We start from the raw sequence: 13,584 nt of genomic DNA on the forward strand, positions 1-13,584 counted from the left end.
AACCCATGGAGACAGAGAAGCGAGAGAAACCCTGCTGCGCCGCCGAAGCCCTGCGCCGCGTCCGCCGGATCGAGGTCGGCGGGGTCGTCGTCGGGCTCACGATGCTCGACGATATTCTGGCCGACGTCATCGATTGTGATATCTCAGGCGAAGCCGCTATCGGCGACGAACTCATCAGACAGGTAAAGATCTACAACTACATCCCGAAGGAGGCGGAACCGCTCTACCGGGCGGCGCTCCTTTTAGAGTACCAGAACGAGGTGAAGAAACAATGAAGGTAGAAGTGCTCGGAACCGGCTGCGCCAAGTGCAAGCGGCTTGCAAAGAATGTTGAAGCGGCGATCAAAGATCTCGGCATCGAGGCCGAACTCGTCAAGGTCGACGACATCACCGAGATCATGAACCGCGGCGTGATGCTGACCCCCGCCCTCGCCGTCGACGGCGAACTCAAGGTCTCCGGCCGGGTGGCGGACGTCAAAGAGATCAAGGAGATCCTGCAGGGGTGAGACCCCTTTTTCCCCTGCAGTGGAGTCTGAGAGATGGTGCTGGTTGAAATCTTCGGAACCGGCTGCGCCAAGTGCCGGCGGATGAACAAGAACGTCGAGATCGCGGTCGGGGAACTCAAGATCGATGCGGAGATCCGCACGATCGAGAGCCTCGATGCGATGATCGAGCGGGGTGTGATGCTGACGCCGGCGCTCTACGTCGACGGCGAGGCCAAAGTCGTCGGCCATGTCCCCTGCGTCGAGGATATAAAACAGATACTGCTTGGAGTGAAGTGAGATGACGGAACAGACAGTGCCGCAGTGCACCTGCGGGGGCGGCGCGGAGCCGGCAGGCGGACCGAAACGGATCATCTTCGCCTGTGCCGGCGCATCGAAGGCCGGACAGCTCACAAACGAGGCCGCCGTCCGGTTAACGAAGGAAGGATACGGGAATATCGCCTGCACGGCCTCCCTCGCCGTCTCTACACCCTCGATCATGAAAAATGTCGAGGCGGCGGACGAGGTGTTCGTCATCGACGGCTGCCCGGTCGGCTGCGCCCGCCAGATCGCCGAACGGGCCGGGGTTACACCCGATCAGGAGATCGTGGTCACGGACCTCGGGATCGAGAAGGGCGGGAGCCTCGCCCTCTCCGAAGAGGACGTGGAGACGGTCGTCTCCGCCGCCTGGGAGGGGCGGGGAAGAGAGAAGCAGGAGCAGAAGCCTGAGGGCTCCGGTGGATGCGGCTGTGGTTGTGGATGCGAAGAATCGACGGATACCCTCATCGTCGAATGGCGGCATATCGGAAGAGACATCGAGAACACCTGCGAACGGTGCAGCGAGACCGGGAAGACGGTGAGAGAAACAGTCGATCGGATTCGCGCAGCCCTTGAAGATACAGGCATCACGGTTAAATTCATCGAGAACGTCCTTCCGCACGATGCGATAGCAGACTCAAACATCATCCTCTTCAACGGCGTACCACTCGAGGATCTCATCGAAGGCATGGAAGTTACCAGCACACCCTGCGCCTCCTGCGCCTGCATCACCGGGCAGGATGACGTCGAGTGCCGTGCGGTCGATTACAGCGGCGAGCGTTACGAGTCGATCCCGCCCGAACTGATCGCCCGTGCGGTACTGAAGGCGCTTGGGCTGGAGTGATACTGTGAAGAAGAAAGTCCTCTTCGTCTGCACCCATCGTTCTGCACGCCCACAGGTGGTGGAGGGCGGGATCTGCCCCTTCTTCCCCCGGGTGAAGGGGGAGATCCACCGGGAGTTTCCCGATCCGTTGAATCTCGCCGGCACCGATGATGAGATCATGGCCGACGTCCGGCGGATCCGGGACGAGGTCACCATCCGGATCGATACGGCGTTCGGGGCGGTCTGAATGGCGTTCACCGTCATCACCTGTTCCGGGGTCTCGAATCCCGGGAAACTGACCGCCCAGACCGGGCCGGCGCTCATGCGCCGGTGCGGCGGGAGGATCGAGGCGTGTATCGCGGCAACCCGGCCGACGGCGTCGCTGGAGGCCACGGTCCGGCACGCGGATCGCATCCTGGTGCTGGACGGGTGCGGCGATTGCTGCGGGAGGAAGAAGTTACAGGCGCTCGGGGTCGAGCCGCACCTGCATCTTGTTGCAACTGACTGCGGCATCGCAAAGAACGGGATGGCCGAACCCCGGTTCGACGAGATCGAGCGCCTCTCGGCCGCCGTTATGGATGCGATCAGGGGATAAAGGCCGGCTCCAGACCTTTTTTGCTGGCAGGTTTCTGACCGGCTCTTTCGCTCTCCATGCCAGCTCGGGCAGGCTGCTTTCCCACCGGCGGCGATCGCTTCTCCCGGTACTCACCCGAATGAATTATATATCCGGTTGAACAACAGGTCAGCGTCATTTCAAGATATCTTGTAATGATGTCCCGGCACCGGGGGTGTCCCTGATGAGACGAACACACATGAGTAACTCCGAACCCGGGCGCACACAGGAACAGTTCCCCTGCAGCGCCCCCGCCCGGAAGATCCTGCCGATCGCTGCGCTGTCGGTCATCCTGGCGTTGACCGCCCTCTCTGCAGGATGCATGACAGCACCCGGCGGAGCGGATGCCGCATCAGTCTCGCCGCTCAACGGCACCGTCACGAAAGTCGAGGTCATCCACTTCACCGCGCCGAGCCAGTGCTACTCCTGCGTGGTGCTCGGTGACTACGCCGAGGAGACCGTGAAGACGCACTTCCCCGAAGAACTCGGCTCCGGGAAGGTGATCTTCGACCACATCGATATCGCCGACCCGGGAAAGAAGGAGATCGTCGAGCGCTATGGTGCGACCGGCTCGTCGCTCTGGCTCGGCACCTACGACGACCAGGGTGGATTCTACAAAGAAGAGGATACCCGGGTCTGGTACAGACTCAACGATAAACCCGGATTCATGCAGTACCTCAATGCGCTGATCGAGATGCGCCTTGCAGGGGACTTCTCGCAATGAGCGTGATGGGGTTCATGGAGACGATGGGGACGAACAGCGTTCCTCTCGTCGCCGCGTTCTTCATCGGGCTGATGATGGCCCTCTCCCCCTGTCCGCTCGCGACGAACGTCGCCGCGATCGGTTATCTCTCCCGCCGGATAGGGAGCCCGGGGCAGACCTTCCTCGCCGGGTCGCTCTACAGCGCGGGGAGGATGGTCGTCTACGTCGGGCTCGCGGCGTTGATCGTCATCTTCGGCCTCTCTGTCCAGGGGATCTCGCTCTTCCTCCAGTCCTGGGGGGAGATGCTGGTCGGCCCGCTGCTGATCGCCATCGGGGTCGTGATGCTCGATCTCGTCCCGCTCCCCTCATGGGGCGGCGGCAGCAGGCGGTTTGCCGCGTTCAAGGAGCGGGTCGCCGATAAGGGCCTCGTGGGAAGTTTTCTCCTCGGCGTGCTCTTCGCGCTGACCTTCTGCCCCTTCTCGGCGGTTCTCTTCTTTGCGATGCTCGTCCCGCTGGCGCTCCGGACCTCCGACCCACTCGGGGTGCCGGCGGTCTTTGCCGTCGCGACCGCTCTGCCGGTGATCGCGTTCTCGCTGCTCATGGTGACCGGGATCGCGAAGGTGGGGAATGCGATGAAGGCGGCGGAGACGTTCGAGTACTGGACGCGGCGGATCGTCGGGGTGCTCTTTGTCGGGATCGGGGCCTATCTTCTCGTGGCAATGCTGGTCGCGTGACAGGCGGGAGTGAGAAAAAGACGAAGGATGCACCGGCTCAGGGGTAAAGAAACTCTTCTCTTCCGGCTGCGGTTGCGGAACATGGATCGTCCCGAAGACGAAGACGGAAGTATCCGAGCCGAAAGAGGAGTAGACAGGTAGTGCGGGGTCGAGGGCACATCCCTCCTCTCCGCAGTCTTTGAGCGGAAGACCGTGCGAACGCTGGCGGCCTCTGTGGGCCGGAATACCCTTGACAGTTCCATGGCATCACCTACGGCCCGTACTCGCCTGATAACGTGTGTTTTTATATTTCAACTCTAGAGTATTCTCCAGGTTGGGTCCCGCCGTGACCGGGGAGATCGTTAACGAAATACTGAGCTGCGCACAGACGCCCGCGTCTTTCGCCGGCGGCCGGGCTGGTCAGGGGGAGATGGCATGCCGAACGTAATCGAGGCCGCCCGCCTCACGAAGACTTTCGGCGCCGTCACTGCCGTGGACCGCGTCTCGTTCGAGGTTCGGCGGGGCGAGATCTTCGGGTTCCTCGGGCCGAACGGCGCCGGGAAGACCACCACCACGCGGATGCTCACCGGCGTCGTCCCGATGGACGGCGGGAGCGTGAGGATCTTCGGCCACGATATCCGAAAAGAACCCGTCCGGGCGAAACAGCGGTTCGGCGTCGTGCCCGAGACCTCGAACGCCTACGTCGAGCTCACCGCGTGGCAGAACCTCATGCTGATGGGCGACCTCTACGGGATCGGCCGCACCCACTCAGAGCGGCGGTCACGCGATCTCCTCGAGACCCTCGGTCTCTACGGGAGGAGGGACCAGAAGGTGCGGGGCTACTCGAAGGGGATGAAGCAGCGGCTCATCCTCGCCATGGCGCTCCTTCACGAGCCCGAGCTCCTCTTCCTCGACGAACCGACGAGCGGGCTCGACGTGCAGAGCACGCAGACGATCCTCGTCCTGCTGCGCGACCTGAACACGGACGGAACCACCATCTTCCTCACCACCCACAACATGGAGGAGGCGAACCGGCTCTGCGATCGGATAGGCATCATCCGGGCCGGGAAGATCGTCGCGATCGATGCCCCAGAGAGGCTGAAGACCGCGATCGACCGCCTGCACCGGCTTGAGGTGAGCTTCGACCGGCCGGTCTCCGCCGACGTCCTCGCGGGACTCGACGGCGTGGCCGAAGCGGACCGGACGGGGGATAAGTGGCGGATCGTTACGGAGGATCCGGATCTCGTCATCCGGTCGCTCGTGGCCTTCAGCAGCGACTGCGGTGCGGCTATCCTTACGTTAAACACCCTCGCCCCGTCGCTCGACGAGGTCTTCCTGCGGCTGACCGGGGAGGAGCGGCCGTGAATCCGGCGGCTTACGGCGAGCAGGCGCGGCGGGCGTGGGCGATCGCGAGGAAAGATATCCGCGTCTATTACCTCAAGGGCCCGGTGCTCATCTTCGGGATCTTCATGCCGGTCTTCCTCTTCCTCGCCTTCTTCCTGGGCGGCCGGGACCTCCCACTCGCGTTCCTCCTCTCCGGGCTGGTGGGGATGACCCTCTTCTTCACCGCGACCGCCGTCTCGCCGGCGATCTTCCCCTGGGAAGGGCAGGCAAGGACGCTCGAACGGCTTGCCGCCTGCCCGGTCACCATCGAGGCGATCGTCCTCGGGGACATGATCGCCTCCGTCCTCTTCGGGATCGGGGTCACGGCGGTCACCATCCTCATCGCGGTCGGGCTCGGCCTGCCTCTCCTGCACGGCATCGTGCTCGGGGTATCAATCCCCATCGCCGCGTGCTGTTTTTCGGCAATCGGCATGCTCCTTGCCGTCCCCCCGACGAACGTCCCCTCGAACATCATGATGCTCTCCACCCTCCTGAAGTTCCCGCTCGTCTTCATATCCGGCATCTTCCTCCCCCTGGAGCAGATGCCGGCGTGGGGGCTCATGCTTGCGGCCTGCTCGCCGCTCACCTACTTCACGGACATTGTCCGCTACGCTTTTTCCGGCGCACACCACTTCCCGGTGATGGTCGATATCGCGGCGCTCACGCTCTTTGCCCTGGTCTTCACCGCCGCCGCGATGCGCCTGCACAGGCGAAGCATGCCGCGGAGGATCTGATCCGGTGCAGCGACAGGAAGATGTCGTGTCGGTGCCAACAGTGGAGATGCACCATGAAGAAGGAACTCGTCATCGAATGGAAGCACACCGGAAGAGACGTTGAAAAGACCCGTGAAGAGTTCGAGGAGACCGGGATGGCCCTTGCGGCGGTCCTCGCGGAGATCCGCATGCTCCTCGAGATGGAGGGGGTCGGCGTCCGGGTGGTCGAGACGGTCCTCCCCGACGATGCCGCCGCAGAGTCGGAGTGCCTCCTCTTCAACGGGATCCCGGTCGAGCAGCTCCTCGAAGGGGTCGAGGTGACCGCGACGGCCTGTGCCTGCGCATCATGTGAATCCTGCGAGACCTGCGGGGAGGAGGAGTGCCGGACGCTCCGCTACAACGGCGAGGAGTACGAGGCGATCCCGCCGGAACTGATCGGGCGGGCCGCCGCAAAAGCGCTCGAGATGGAGTGAGGGGCTGCCGTCGCCGGCTCCCTCTCCTGAATGCAGGGAGCCGGAGGTCTCCCGAACGCCGAAGTGCGTGGGCCCGGCCCCGCAGCGGGGGGGAGACTTTTTCAACCTGTTTTCAATGTAGTGTACTTAACATTAACATAATGTTAAATGATTATTTTTAATAAGGGCCGCGTGCCAACCACGATACCGTAAGCCTCCGGTACCTCCCCGAAGCGCACCGGAGAGGACCGAACGGACGTGGTAGCCATTACAAGACGTTGTTATCTTCTGATCCTCCTCCTCGGCATCTGCGGGGTGCTCCTCTGCGCCTCCGCCGCCTGCACGGCCACGCAGGGGACGCCCTCCCCTGCCGAGAACCGCACGATCACCGATATGGCGGGCCGGACCGTCGTCGTCCCGTCGGAGATCGAGAGCATCCTCTGCACATCGCCGCCGTCGACGATGCTCGTCTACATGATCGCGCCCGGCCGGCTCGCCGGCTGGAACTTCGCCCCGGTGAAGGAGTACACCCCCGGGCGGTACGCAGCGCTCCCGGTCGTCGGAGGCTGGTTCGGGAAAGAAACCGGCAACTACGAGACGTTCATCTCGATGCACCCCGACATCATCGTCGAGGGCTACACCACCGACGGCGGGGCGGCGCTTGCCTCGGTCGCCGAACGGCAGCGGAAGATGGGCCCCATCCCGGTCGTCGCCGTCGAGGACACCGTCAACGCCACCGGCTACTCCGCACCCATCAGGTTCATGGGCGATCTCCTCGGCGAGGAGGAGCAGGCCGAAGCGATGATCGCCTACTACGAGGGCGTCCTCGCCACGGTGACGGAGCGGGTGGCCTCGATCCCCGACGACGAGCGGGTGGCGGTCTACTACGCCGAGGGGCCGAAAGGGCTCATGACCGACCCCTCGGGCTCGCAGCACGCCGACCTCATCGACCTCTGCGGCGGGAGAAACGTCGCGGACTGCCCGATCACGCCGGGAATGGGGATGACGGAGGTCTCGATGGAGCAGGTCATCGCCTGGGATCCGGAGGTCATCCTGGCCGCCGAACCGGCCTTTTACGCCACGGTCAGGACCGATCCGCTCTGGCAGGATATCACCGCCGTGAAGACCGGCCGGGTATACCTCATCCCGGAGACGGCGTTCGGCTGGATCGACCGCCCGCCGGGCATCAACCGGATCGTCGGGATCCCCTGGACCGCCAGGACCCTCTATCCCGATCTCTTCCAGGACATGGACCTCGAATCCCTCGTCCGGGAGTATCACGAGATCTTCATCCACGTATCGCTCTCCGACGACCGGATCCGGGAGATCCTGAACCCCTGAGGTCAAGATGGGATACGTACCAGGCAGATTCGACCGCGACGGGGCGGAGGATATGGATCGGATCGCAAAGACGATCTTCGCCCCGGTCTACCCGGTGATTGCACGACAGATAATCGAGCAGTGCGGGTTCTCCCGCGGCCGGTGCCTTGATATCGGCAGCGGCCCCGGCTCGCTCGGGATCGCTCTTGCGCAGGCGAGCGACCTTGCGGTCACGCTCCTCGACTCCTCCCCGGAGATGATCGCCGTTGCCGGAGGGAACGTCCGGGAGGCCGGGCTTTCGGCCCGCGTCGCGCTTCTATCAGGCGACGTTCACGAGATTCCGCTTCCCGACGGGTCCGTCGATCTCGCGGTCAGCCGCGGGTCGCTCTTCTTCTGGGAGGACCTCCCCCGCGCGTTCTCCGAGATCCACCGGGTTCTCGCGCCCGGCGGGAAGACCTACGTCGGAGGCGGGTTCGGAACGGCCGAACTCCGGGACGCCATCGCGGCCACGATGGAGAGGGCGAACCCGGAGTGGAGGAGTTTCCGGGACAGGAACCTCGGCACGGATAATCGGGAGCGGGTCGCCGGGATCCTCGCGGATCTCGGGTTCTGTCACCGGCTCGTCAGCGACGACTCGGGGTTCTGGATCGTGATGGAGAAGGAGCGGTGAGCATGCGCTGCTCGATCTGCGAGAACCGATGCGCCGTCCCGCCCGGCGGCGTCGGGCGGTGCAGGATGTATACGAATGAGGGCGGAGCGATCGTCGAGCGGTTCCCCGACCGTTACATCGCGGTCATGCCGATCGCGATCGAGACGATGCCGATCTGCCACTACCACCCCCGCGGGACGTTCCTGCAGGCGAGCGGCATCGGGTGCACCTTCTCCTGCGGGGGATGCATATCCGAGACGATCGCCCTCCACGCAGAGGCGGTCTCCGGGGCGCTCAGGCATATCCCGCCCGGCGCTCTGGTCAAGCGCGCCTTAAAAGAGGGGTGCCGGGGGATAGCGTTCTGCCTCAACGACCCGACCGCGATGCACCAGACCTTCCTCCGGGTGGCGCGGGCGGCGCACGACGCGGGCCTCCTCGTCGGGTGCGCGACGAACGGCTACTACACGGAGGAGTCCCTCCGCGACCTCGCGCCCGTCGTCGACTTCGCGAACATCGGACTGAAGGGTGCATCCGATGCACGGTACCGCGCGTGCGGCGCGATCTCGGCGGAACCGGCCTTCCGGACGGTGAAGACCCTTCACGAAGCAGGCGTCCACGTCGAGGTCTCCTGTATCCATTCCCGGGGGTGCGACGACGAGATCCGGGCCGCGGCCGCCCGGGTCGCGGAGATCTCTCCCGACATCCCGTTCCTCGTCATGCGGTTCATCCCGTTCGGCGACGAACCGCCGGAGAGGGAACCGACGATTGCGGAGTCGGAGCGGATCTGCGACGACCTGCGGCGGACGCTCCGCTACGTCTACCTCTTCAACTCGCCCGGAACCGGATACCTCGATACGGCGTGCCCGTCCTGCGGGAAGACCGTCGTCCGGCGGGAGTTCTTCGGGCCGATGGGAGCGCGGACGATCGCGATCCCGCCGGACGCCCGGTGCTCCTGCGGTTGTTCTCTCCCCGTGACCGGGAGGGTCGCGGAGACGCCCTACGCCGAGCCGGGGATGATGGGTGGCTACCGGTTCACCCGGGCGCTGGAGATGGTTCACGCCGTTCTGGTCTGCCTCGGCGTGGAGTCCGACGCCGACCTCGCCCGTATCTGGGCGGGGGTCATCCGGGACGACTACATCCGGGACCTCCATGGGAAGATCCAGTCAATAGACGGCTACCTCGATCTCGTCCGGGAACTCGGGGAGCGGGCCGGCCGCACCGGGGCGGCGGAGAGGCTGGCCGGCTACATCGGCGACCGGGTAACGGCGGTCTCGTCGGCGGTCGAGGGCTGCCGCCGGCCCCGGGTCTACTACTCGATGGGGACGCCGCTCTTTGCCCTGAACGCCGACCGGTTCGAGATGGACCTCGTGGAGGCGGCCGGCGGCGACCCCGTCAACCGCGGGATCGCCCGGGCCGGTAAACCGGGCGTCAACATAACGCCGGAGGAGTTTGCGGCGTTCAACCCCGAGTACATCTTCGTGTCCGGGTTCCTCTCGGCGCCTGCCTCCGATTACATCGCGGCGTGCCGGAGGATGGGACTCTCCGCCGACGCCGTCGAGCGCGGCCGGGTTTACACCATGCCGCCGGGCTGGGACTTCGGCAACCCCCGCTGGGTGCTCGGCCTCTGTGCCATCGCACGGACTCTCCACCCGGAGCGGGCTGCCTTCGACCTTGCCGCGGAGCAGGACCGGTTCTACCGGACGTTCTATGGAACGGATGCGGCCGCGATCATGGGGAACCGGTCGTTCTATCGCCCATAGGGAGCGAAGAGAGCCGCCTTCGCGGCATTACGCCTCCTCCCTCCCGCGGCAGCCGCACGGGCTCATCGGGATGCAGACCATCCGCTCCACCTCTTCGACGTAGCGGACACAGACGTCGATCCCGTAGGCCTCCCGCAGGTTCTCCTTCGTGATGACGTCCTCGGCCGGTCCCCGTGCGATCAGCCTGCCGTTCTCGAGGATGGCGACCGTGTGCGAGAGCAGAAAACCGTGGTCCGGGAAGTGGGTGCTCATCAGGATGGCGATCCCGTCGGCGGCCAGCCGGTCGATCGTCGCGATCACCTTCATCTGGTTGCCGATATCGAGGTGCGACGTCGGTTCGTCGAGGATGAGCAGCGACGGCTCCTGGGCAAGAGCGCGGGCAATCATCACCATCTGCGACTCCCCGCCCGATATCTCGGAGATACACTTGTCCTGGAGGTGCGCTATCCCGATCCGCGCAAACGCCTCCTCCACCTTCTCGCAGTCCTCCTCCCCCGGGACCGAGAAGGTCGGGATGTGGGGGGCTCTCCCCATGAGGGCGAAATCGAACGCCCTGAACGGAAAGACGGCGCGGTGCGTCTGGGGAACGTAGCCGATCTCGCGTGCGATCTCGTCGGGCCGCATGCCGGCGACCCGGCGGCCGTTGATCTCCACCTCCCCCTTCTGGAGCGTGAGGATGTTTAAGATGCACTTGATCAGGGTCGATTTTCCGGTCCCGTTCCTCCCGAGGAGGGAGAGGACCTCTCCTCTCCGGAGGGAGAGGGAGATCTCTTCGAACTGTTTTGTGATGCCGTCGTACGAGAACGAGGCGTTGTTGACGTTCAGGATCATGATATCCAGCCTACCTTTTTGCGTGTCAGGAGGTATGCAAAGAATGGCGCACCGACGAGCGACGTCAGGATGCCGAGCGGGATCTCGGCTGCGGTCAGGGTTCTTGCGATGTCGTCGACGACGAGAAGGAACGATGCCCCGAGGATGGCTGATACGGGGATGAGCTTGCGGAAATCCGGGCCGACGAGCATCCTTCCTATGTGGGGGACGACGAGGCCGACCCAGCCGATGATCCCGCTGATACAGACCGCGGAGGCGGTGATGACCGTCGAGGCGATGATGAGCACCACGGTCATCCTCTTTGTGTCCACCCCGAGCGCCCGCGCCTCCTCTTCGCCGACCGCGAGGAGGTTGATCCGCCACCTGACGAGGTAAAGGCAGAGAGCGCCGAGAAGGATCGGCGGGGCAACCGCGATGACGTCGGCGTTCGAGACCGTAGAGAGGCTTCCCATCAGCCAGAAGACTATCGCGGGCAGGGTGTCGTACGGGTCGGCGATGTACTTGGTGAGGGATATGAAGGCGGAGAAGAGTGATCCAACGATGATCCCCCCGAGGACGAGGACGAGGGTCGAGCCCTTGCCGACGGCCCGACCGATGCCGTAGGTGACGGCGACCGCGAGGATCCCGAAGAAGAAGGCGGAGATCTGGATAACCATGGGGTTGCCGGAGAGGAGGATCCCGACGGCTGCCCCGAACCCTGCTCCGGCGGAGACGCCGAGGATGTCGGGCGAGACGAGGGGGTTTTTGAAGAGGCCCTGGAACGAGGCGCCGGCGATGGCGAGCCCTCCCCCGACGAGCATCGCCGCTATCAACCGCGGGAGCCTGATCCGGAAGACGACCGTCTCTTCCGATGCTCCCCAGGTCTGCTCGAAGGAGGGGAGGAGGACCGGGTGACCGGAGACGGCCGAGAGGAGGGACGACGCGCCGTCGAGGAACCCGTTCGCCGTTCCGACGATGAGGACCCGGAAGGTCTCCACCGGGTCCATCATGTATCTCCCGAAGAAGAGGGAGAAGAAGAAGAGGGCGACCGGGAGGAGATAGATGGCCTTCTCTGCCGGGATCAGCCGGAGAACGGCTTCGTGAACCGGCGTGCCGTCCCGAAAGACCGATCGCAAAAGACCGATCGCAGCGTTCCGGGGCTCCTGCCCGATCTCCATGATCGGCTCTTTCCTATGGGTCATCCGATGTACCGTCCATACCGGATATGCATACGATATTTACTTAATTATATGGAAATGTAAACGACATAACATTTACAACAACGATAAAAAGGTTCTGAATACCCCGTTTTTCGGCTGCGGCCGGGGACTAAAAGTCATGCACCGAGCGTGCGCGGCCGGTGTCCTCGTAACCTGCTCACGTACTGGAGAAAAAGAGATGAGGAGGGTTTTTGGGCAGATACCTATTTTCGTTCCGGATCAGGGGTCGCCCCCCCCTCACTCCTCCGGCCCGTAGCAGCGCCGGAGGATCACCGGGGTGCTCCGTGGCGCCCCGGCGGCCGTATCCGCAAAGAGCGCTGGAGCGGCGATGCGATCCCCCGGAACCGGAGGCGCCGGAACCGGGGAGAACGTCTGCGCCTCCCGCCACTCCCAGACGGCATCCATCACGGCGTCCGCCGTCGCCATGACGCTCGCGGCCCCGACGTCCACCACGACGGGGTTCGTGATATTCCACCGCTCGACGACCGTGTCGAGGAGCCGGCGCCGGACCGTCCAGACCATCGGCGGGTGGGGGTGTGCGAGCAGCCGGTCGAGCTGCTCCGCCCAGACCCCGCCCTGGAGCTCGAACCTCCCCACCTCGTCGATGACCACGAGATCGGTCTCCCGCGGGTCCGGCGGCGCGAGCGCCCTGCGGCCGAACGCGAGCCCTTCGGGGCGGAAATAGAACCGGCCGTGGGCCTCGCACCGGGGATCGGGGTCGATCGAGCAGAGTTCCTCGTGCCCGCCGGTGGCGAGATCGACCAGGGTGAACCCCGACCTCCGCCCGTCCCGCACGTGTCCGGGAGCGATGACCCCGCGGACCCGGACGTTCAGCCCGACGATGAGCCCGAGAACCAGGTGCAGGAACGTCGTCTTGCACTGGCCCTGCCCGCCGGTGATGATGAAGACCGGCGCCCGGTGGTTCATCCCGGAACCCCTCCGCTGCAATAGGTCGGGCGGGGAGTGTTCGCTCCGGAGTACATGCATATACTTCCGGGCTAATCATATAAATCATTTTTACTTGAGGGGTTTGTTTATGTGATCTTGTTGACCGGGTGGGCCGGGCCTCCCGGCATACCGCCCTCCATCAGTATAAGTAGCAACGACGGAAAATACCATAACGGAGTTAATTGTTATGGCAGAGACAAAAGTCGTGCTCCACACGACCATGGGAGAGATCACGATCCGCCTCTACGACGACATGCCGGTGACCGCGGGGAACTTTGTGAAACTCGCGAAGTCCGGGTTCTACGACGGCACGATCTTTCATAGGGTGATCGCGAACTTCATGATCCAGGGCGGCGATCCCACCGGCACCGGAACGGGCGGGCCGGGCTACACCATCACCGATGAGTTCGTGAAGGGCCACTCGAACGTCCGGGGGACGATCGCGATGGCGAACACCGGCCGCCCCAACTCCGGCGGCAGCCAGTTCTTCATCAACCTCGTCGACAACACCTACCTCGACTGGGACAACCCCCGGACGCCGAGCGCCCACCCGGTCTTCGGCGAGGTGGTCAGCGGGATGGACGTCATCGACAAGATCGGGAAGGTGAAGACGGACTCCGCCGACCGGCCGAAGGTCCCCGTCCGGATCGAGAAGGCGGAAGTCCTGGAGTAATCCTT

Annotated in this window: 18 protein-coding genes; 15 read left to right on the plus strand and 3 right to left on the minus strand. The window is 64.3% G+C overall.

Annotated elements, in window-relative coordinates; translation table 11 throughout:
• Positions 1–5: 5 nt before the first annotated feature.
• From SZ63_RS06800 to SZ63_RS06865, 14 genes are all read left to right on the plus strand, one after another.
• Positions 6–275, plus strand: coding sequence for a hypothetical protein (locus SZ63_RS06800; RefSeq protein WP_048183017.1), 270 nt, complete (start codon positions 6–8; stop codon positions 273–275).
• Positions 272–505: a thioredoxin family protein gene (locus SZ63_RS06805; protein WP_048183023.1), complete on the plus strand. Its 234-nt coding sequence runs from the start codon at positions 272–274 to the stop codon at positions 503–505. Before SZ63_RS06800 ends, SZ63_RS06805 begins: the two co-directional genes overlap by 4 nt.
• Before the next feature lie 33 nt (positions 506–538).
• Positions 539–781 (plus strand): thioredoxin family protein, encoded by a 243-nt coding sequence (locus SZ63_RS06810; protein ID WP_048183026.1) that lies wholly within the window; start codon positions 539–541, stop codon positions 779–781.
• Between the two features lies 1 nt (position 782).
• On the plus strand, positions 783–1,643 hold the full coding sequence (locus SZ63_RS06815) for a putative zinc-binding protein (protein ID WP_048183029.1): 861 nt from the start codon (positions 783–785) through the stop codon (positions 1,641–1,643).
• 4 nt (positions 1,644–1,647) lie between these two features.
• Positions 1,648–1,869: a low molecular weight phosphatase family protein gene (locus tag SZ63_RS06820; protein WP_052959081.1), complete on the plus strand. Its 222-nt coding sequence runs from the start codon at positions 1,648–1,650 to the stop codon at positions 1,867–1,869.
• Positions 1,870–2,217, plus strand: coding sequence for a putative zinc-binding protein (locus SZ63_RS06825; RefSeq protein WP_048183032.1), 348 nt, complete (start codon positions 1,870–1,872; stop codon positions 2,215–2,217).
• 202 nt (positions 2,218–2,419) lie between these two features.
• Complete coding sequence (locus SZ63_RS06830; RefSeq protein WP_156168415.1) at positions 2,420–2,959, plus strand: nitrophenyl compound nitroreductase subunit ArsF family protein; 540 nt, start codon at positions 2,420–2,422, stop codon at positions 2,957–2,959.
• Positions 2,956–3,672, plus strand: a complete 717-nt coding sequence (locus SZ63_RS06835) for an aromatic aminobenezylarsenical efflux permease ArsG family transporter (protein WP_052959083.1) — start codon at positions 2,956–2,958, stop codon at positions 3,670–3,672. Before SZ63_RS06830 ends, SZ63_RS06835 begins: the two co-directional genes overlap by 4 nt.
• A 414-nt stretch (positions 3,673–4,086) precedes the next feature.
• The gene (locus SZ63_RS06840) at positions 4,087–5,016 is read left to right on the plus strand and encodes an ABC transporter ATP-binding protein (RefSeq protein ID WP_048183036.1); all 930 of its coding nucleotides are present in this window, start codon (positions 4,087–4,089) and stop codon (positions 5,014–5,016) included.
• Positions 5,013–5,768: an ABC transporter permease gene (locus SZ63_RS06845; protein WP_048183039.1), complete on the plus strand. Its 756-nt coding sequence runs from the start codon at positions 5,013–5,015 to the stop codon at positions 5,766–5,768. Before SZ63_RS06840 ends, SZ63_RS06845 begins: the two co-directional genes overlap by 4 nt.
• 53 nt (positions 5,769–5,821) lie before the next feature.
• Entirely contained in the window at positions 5,822–6,220 is a 399-nt protein-coding gene (locus tag SZ63_RS06850; RefSeq protein ID WP_048183042.1) for a DUF2703 domain-containing protein, read from the plus strand.
• Positions 6,221–6,457: 237 nt separating this feature from the next.
• A complete protein-coding gene (locus tag SZ63_RS06855; RefSeq protein WP_048183045.1) occupies positions 6,458–7,540 on the plus strand; it encodes an ABC transporter substrate-binding protein in 1,083 nt (360 codons plus the stop codon).
• A 7-nt stretch (positions 7,541–7,547) separates the two neighbouring features.
• The gene (locus SZ63_RS06860) at positions 7,548–8,189 is read left to right on the plus strand and encodes a class I SAM-dependent methyltransferase (protein ID WP_048183047.1); all 642 of its coding nucleotides are present in this window, start codon (positions 7,548–7,550) and stop codon (positions 8,187–8,189) included.
• Positions 8,190–8,191: 2 nt separating this feature from the next.
• On the plus strand, positions 8,192–9,928 hold the full coding sequence (locus SZ63_RS06865; RefSeq protein WP_048183050.1) for a radical SAM protein: 1,737 nt from the start codon (positions 8,192–8,194) through the stop codon (positions 9,926–9,928).
• 27 nt (positions 9,929–9,955) lie between these two features.
• Here SZ63_RS06865 and SZ63_RS06870 read toward each other — a convergent pair whose 3' ends face one another.
• From SZ63_RS06870 to SZ63_RS06880, 3 genes are all read right to left on the minus strand, one after another.
• Positions 9,956–10,759 (minus strand): ABC transporter ATP-binding protein, encoded by an 804-nt coding sequence (locus tag SZ63_RS06870; RefSeq protein ID WP_048183053.1) that lies wholly within the window; start codon positions 10,757–10,759, stop codon positions 9,956–9,958.
• The gene (locus SZ63_RS06875; protein WP_241481271.1) at positions 10,756–11,940 is read right to left on the minus strand and encodes a FecCD family ABC transporter permease; all 1,185 of its coding nucleotides are present in this window, start codon (positions 11,938–11,940) and stop codon (positions 10,756–10,758) included. The genes SZ63_RS06870 and SZ63_RS06875 overlap by 4 nt, the downstream gene beginning before the upstream one ends.
• A 255-nt stretch (positions 11,941–12,195) precedes the next feature.
• Entirely contained in the window at positions 12,196–12,885 is a 690-nt protein-coding gene (locus SZ63_RS06880) for a nucleoside-triphosphatase (protein WP_048183056.1), read from the minus strand.
• Positions 12,886–13,093: 208 nt separating this feature from the next.
• Between SZ63_RS06880 and SZ63_RS06885 the strand changes: the two genes are divergently transcribed.
• Entirely contained in the window at positions 13,094–13,579 is a 486-nt protein-coding gene (locus SZ63_RS06885) for a peptidylprolyl isomerase (RefSeq protein ID WP_048183058.1), read from the plus strand.
• Positions 13,580–13,584: the final 5 nt, after the last annotated feature.

This window comes from Methanoculleus sediminis, from assembly GCF_001017125.1.
Classification (GTDB): Archaea; Halobacteriota; Methanomicrobia; order Methanomicrobiales; family Methanoculleaceae; genus Methanoculleus; species Methanoculleus sediminis.

What these genes read in the sequence shown, in the direction of transcription:
- SZ63_RS06860 (WP_048183047.1), top strand. Translation starts at nt 7,548, where the DNA reads ATGGGATACGTACCAGGCAGATTCGACCGCGACGGGGCGGAGGATATG.
- SZ63_RS06825 (WP_048183032.1), top strand. Translation starts at nt 1,870, where the DNA reads ATGGCGTTCACCGTCATCACCTGTTCCGGGGTCTCGAATCCCGGGAAA.
- SZ63_RS06830 (WP_156168415.1), top strand. Translation starts at nt 2,420, where the DNA reads ATGAGACGAACACACATGAGTAACTCCGAACCCGGGCGCACACAGGAA.
- SZ63_RS06810 (WP_048183026.1), top strand. Translation starts at nt 539, where the DNA reads ATGGTGCTGGTTGAAATCTTCGGAACCGGCTGCGCCAAGTGCCGGCGG.
- SZ63_RS06800 (WP_048183017.1), top strand. Translation starts at nt 6, where the DNA reads ATGGAGACAGAGAAGCGAGAGAAACCCTGCTGCGCCGCCGAAGCCCTG.
- SZ63_RS06870 (WP_048183053.1), bottom strand. Translation starts at nt 10,759, where the DNA reads ATGATCCTGAACGTCAACAACGCCTCGTTCTCGTACGACGGCATCACA.
- SZ63_RS06850 (WP_048183042.1), top strand. Translation starts at nt 5,822, where the DNA reads ATGAAGAAGGAACTCGTCATCGAATGGAAGCACACCGGAAGAGACGTT.
- SZ63_RS06840 (WP_048183036.1), top strand. Translation starts at nt 4,087, where the DNA reads ATGCCGAACGTAATCGAGGCCGCCCGCCTCACGAAGACTTTCGGCGCC.
- SZ63_RS06815 (WP_048183029.1), top strand. Translation starts at nt 783, where the DNA reads ATGACGGAACAGACAGTGCCGCAGTGCACCTGCGGGGGCGGCGCGGAG.
- SZ63_RS06835 (WP_052959083.1), top strand. Translation starts at nt 2,956, where the DNA reads ATGAGCGTGATGGGGTTCATGGAGACGATGGGGACGAACAGCGTTCCT.
- SZ63_RS06865 (WP_048183050.1), top strand. Translation starts at nt 8,192, where the DNA reads ATGCGCTGCTCGATCTGCGAGAACCGATGCGCCGTCCCGCCCGGCGGC.
- SZ63_RS06880 (WP_048183056.1), bottom strand. Translation starts at nt 12,885, where the DNA reads ATGAACCACCGGGCGCCGGTCTTCATCATCACCGGCGGGCAGGGCCAG.
- SZ63_RS06805 (WP_048183023.1), top strand. Translation starts at nt 272, where the DNA reads ATGAAGGTAGAAGTGCTCGGAACCGGCTGCGCCAAGTGCAAGCGGCTT.
- SZ63_RS06875 (WP_241481271.1), bottom strand. Translation starts at nt 11,940, where the DNA reads ATGACCCATAGGAAAGAGCCGATCATGGAGATCGGGCAGGAGCCCCGG.
- SZ63_RS06885 (WP_048183058.1), top strand. Translation starts at nt 13,094, where the DNA reads ATGGCAGAGACAAAAGTCGTGCTCCACACGACCATGGGAGAGATCACG.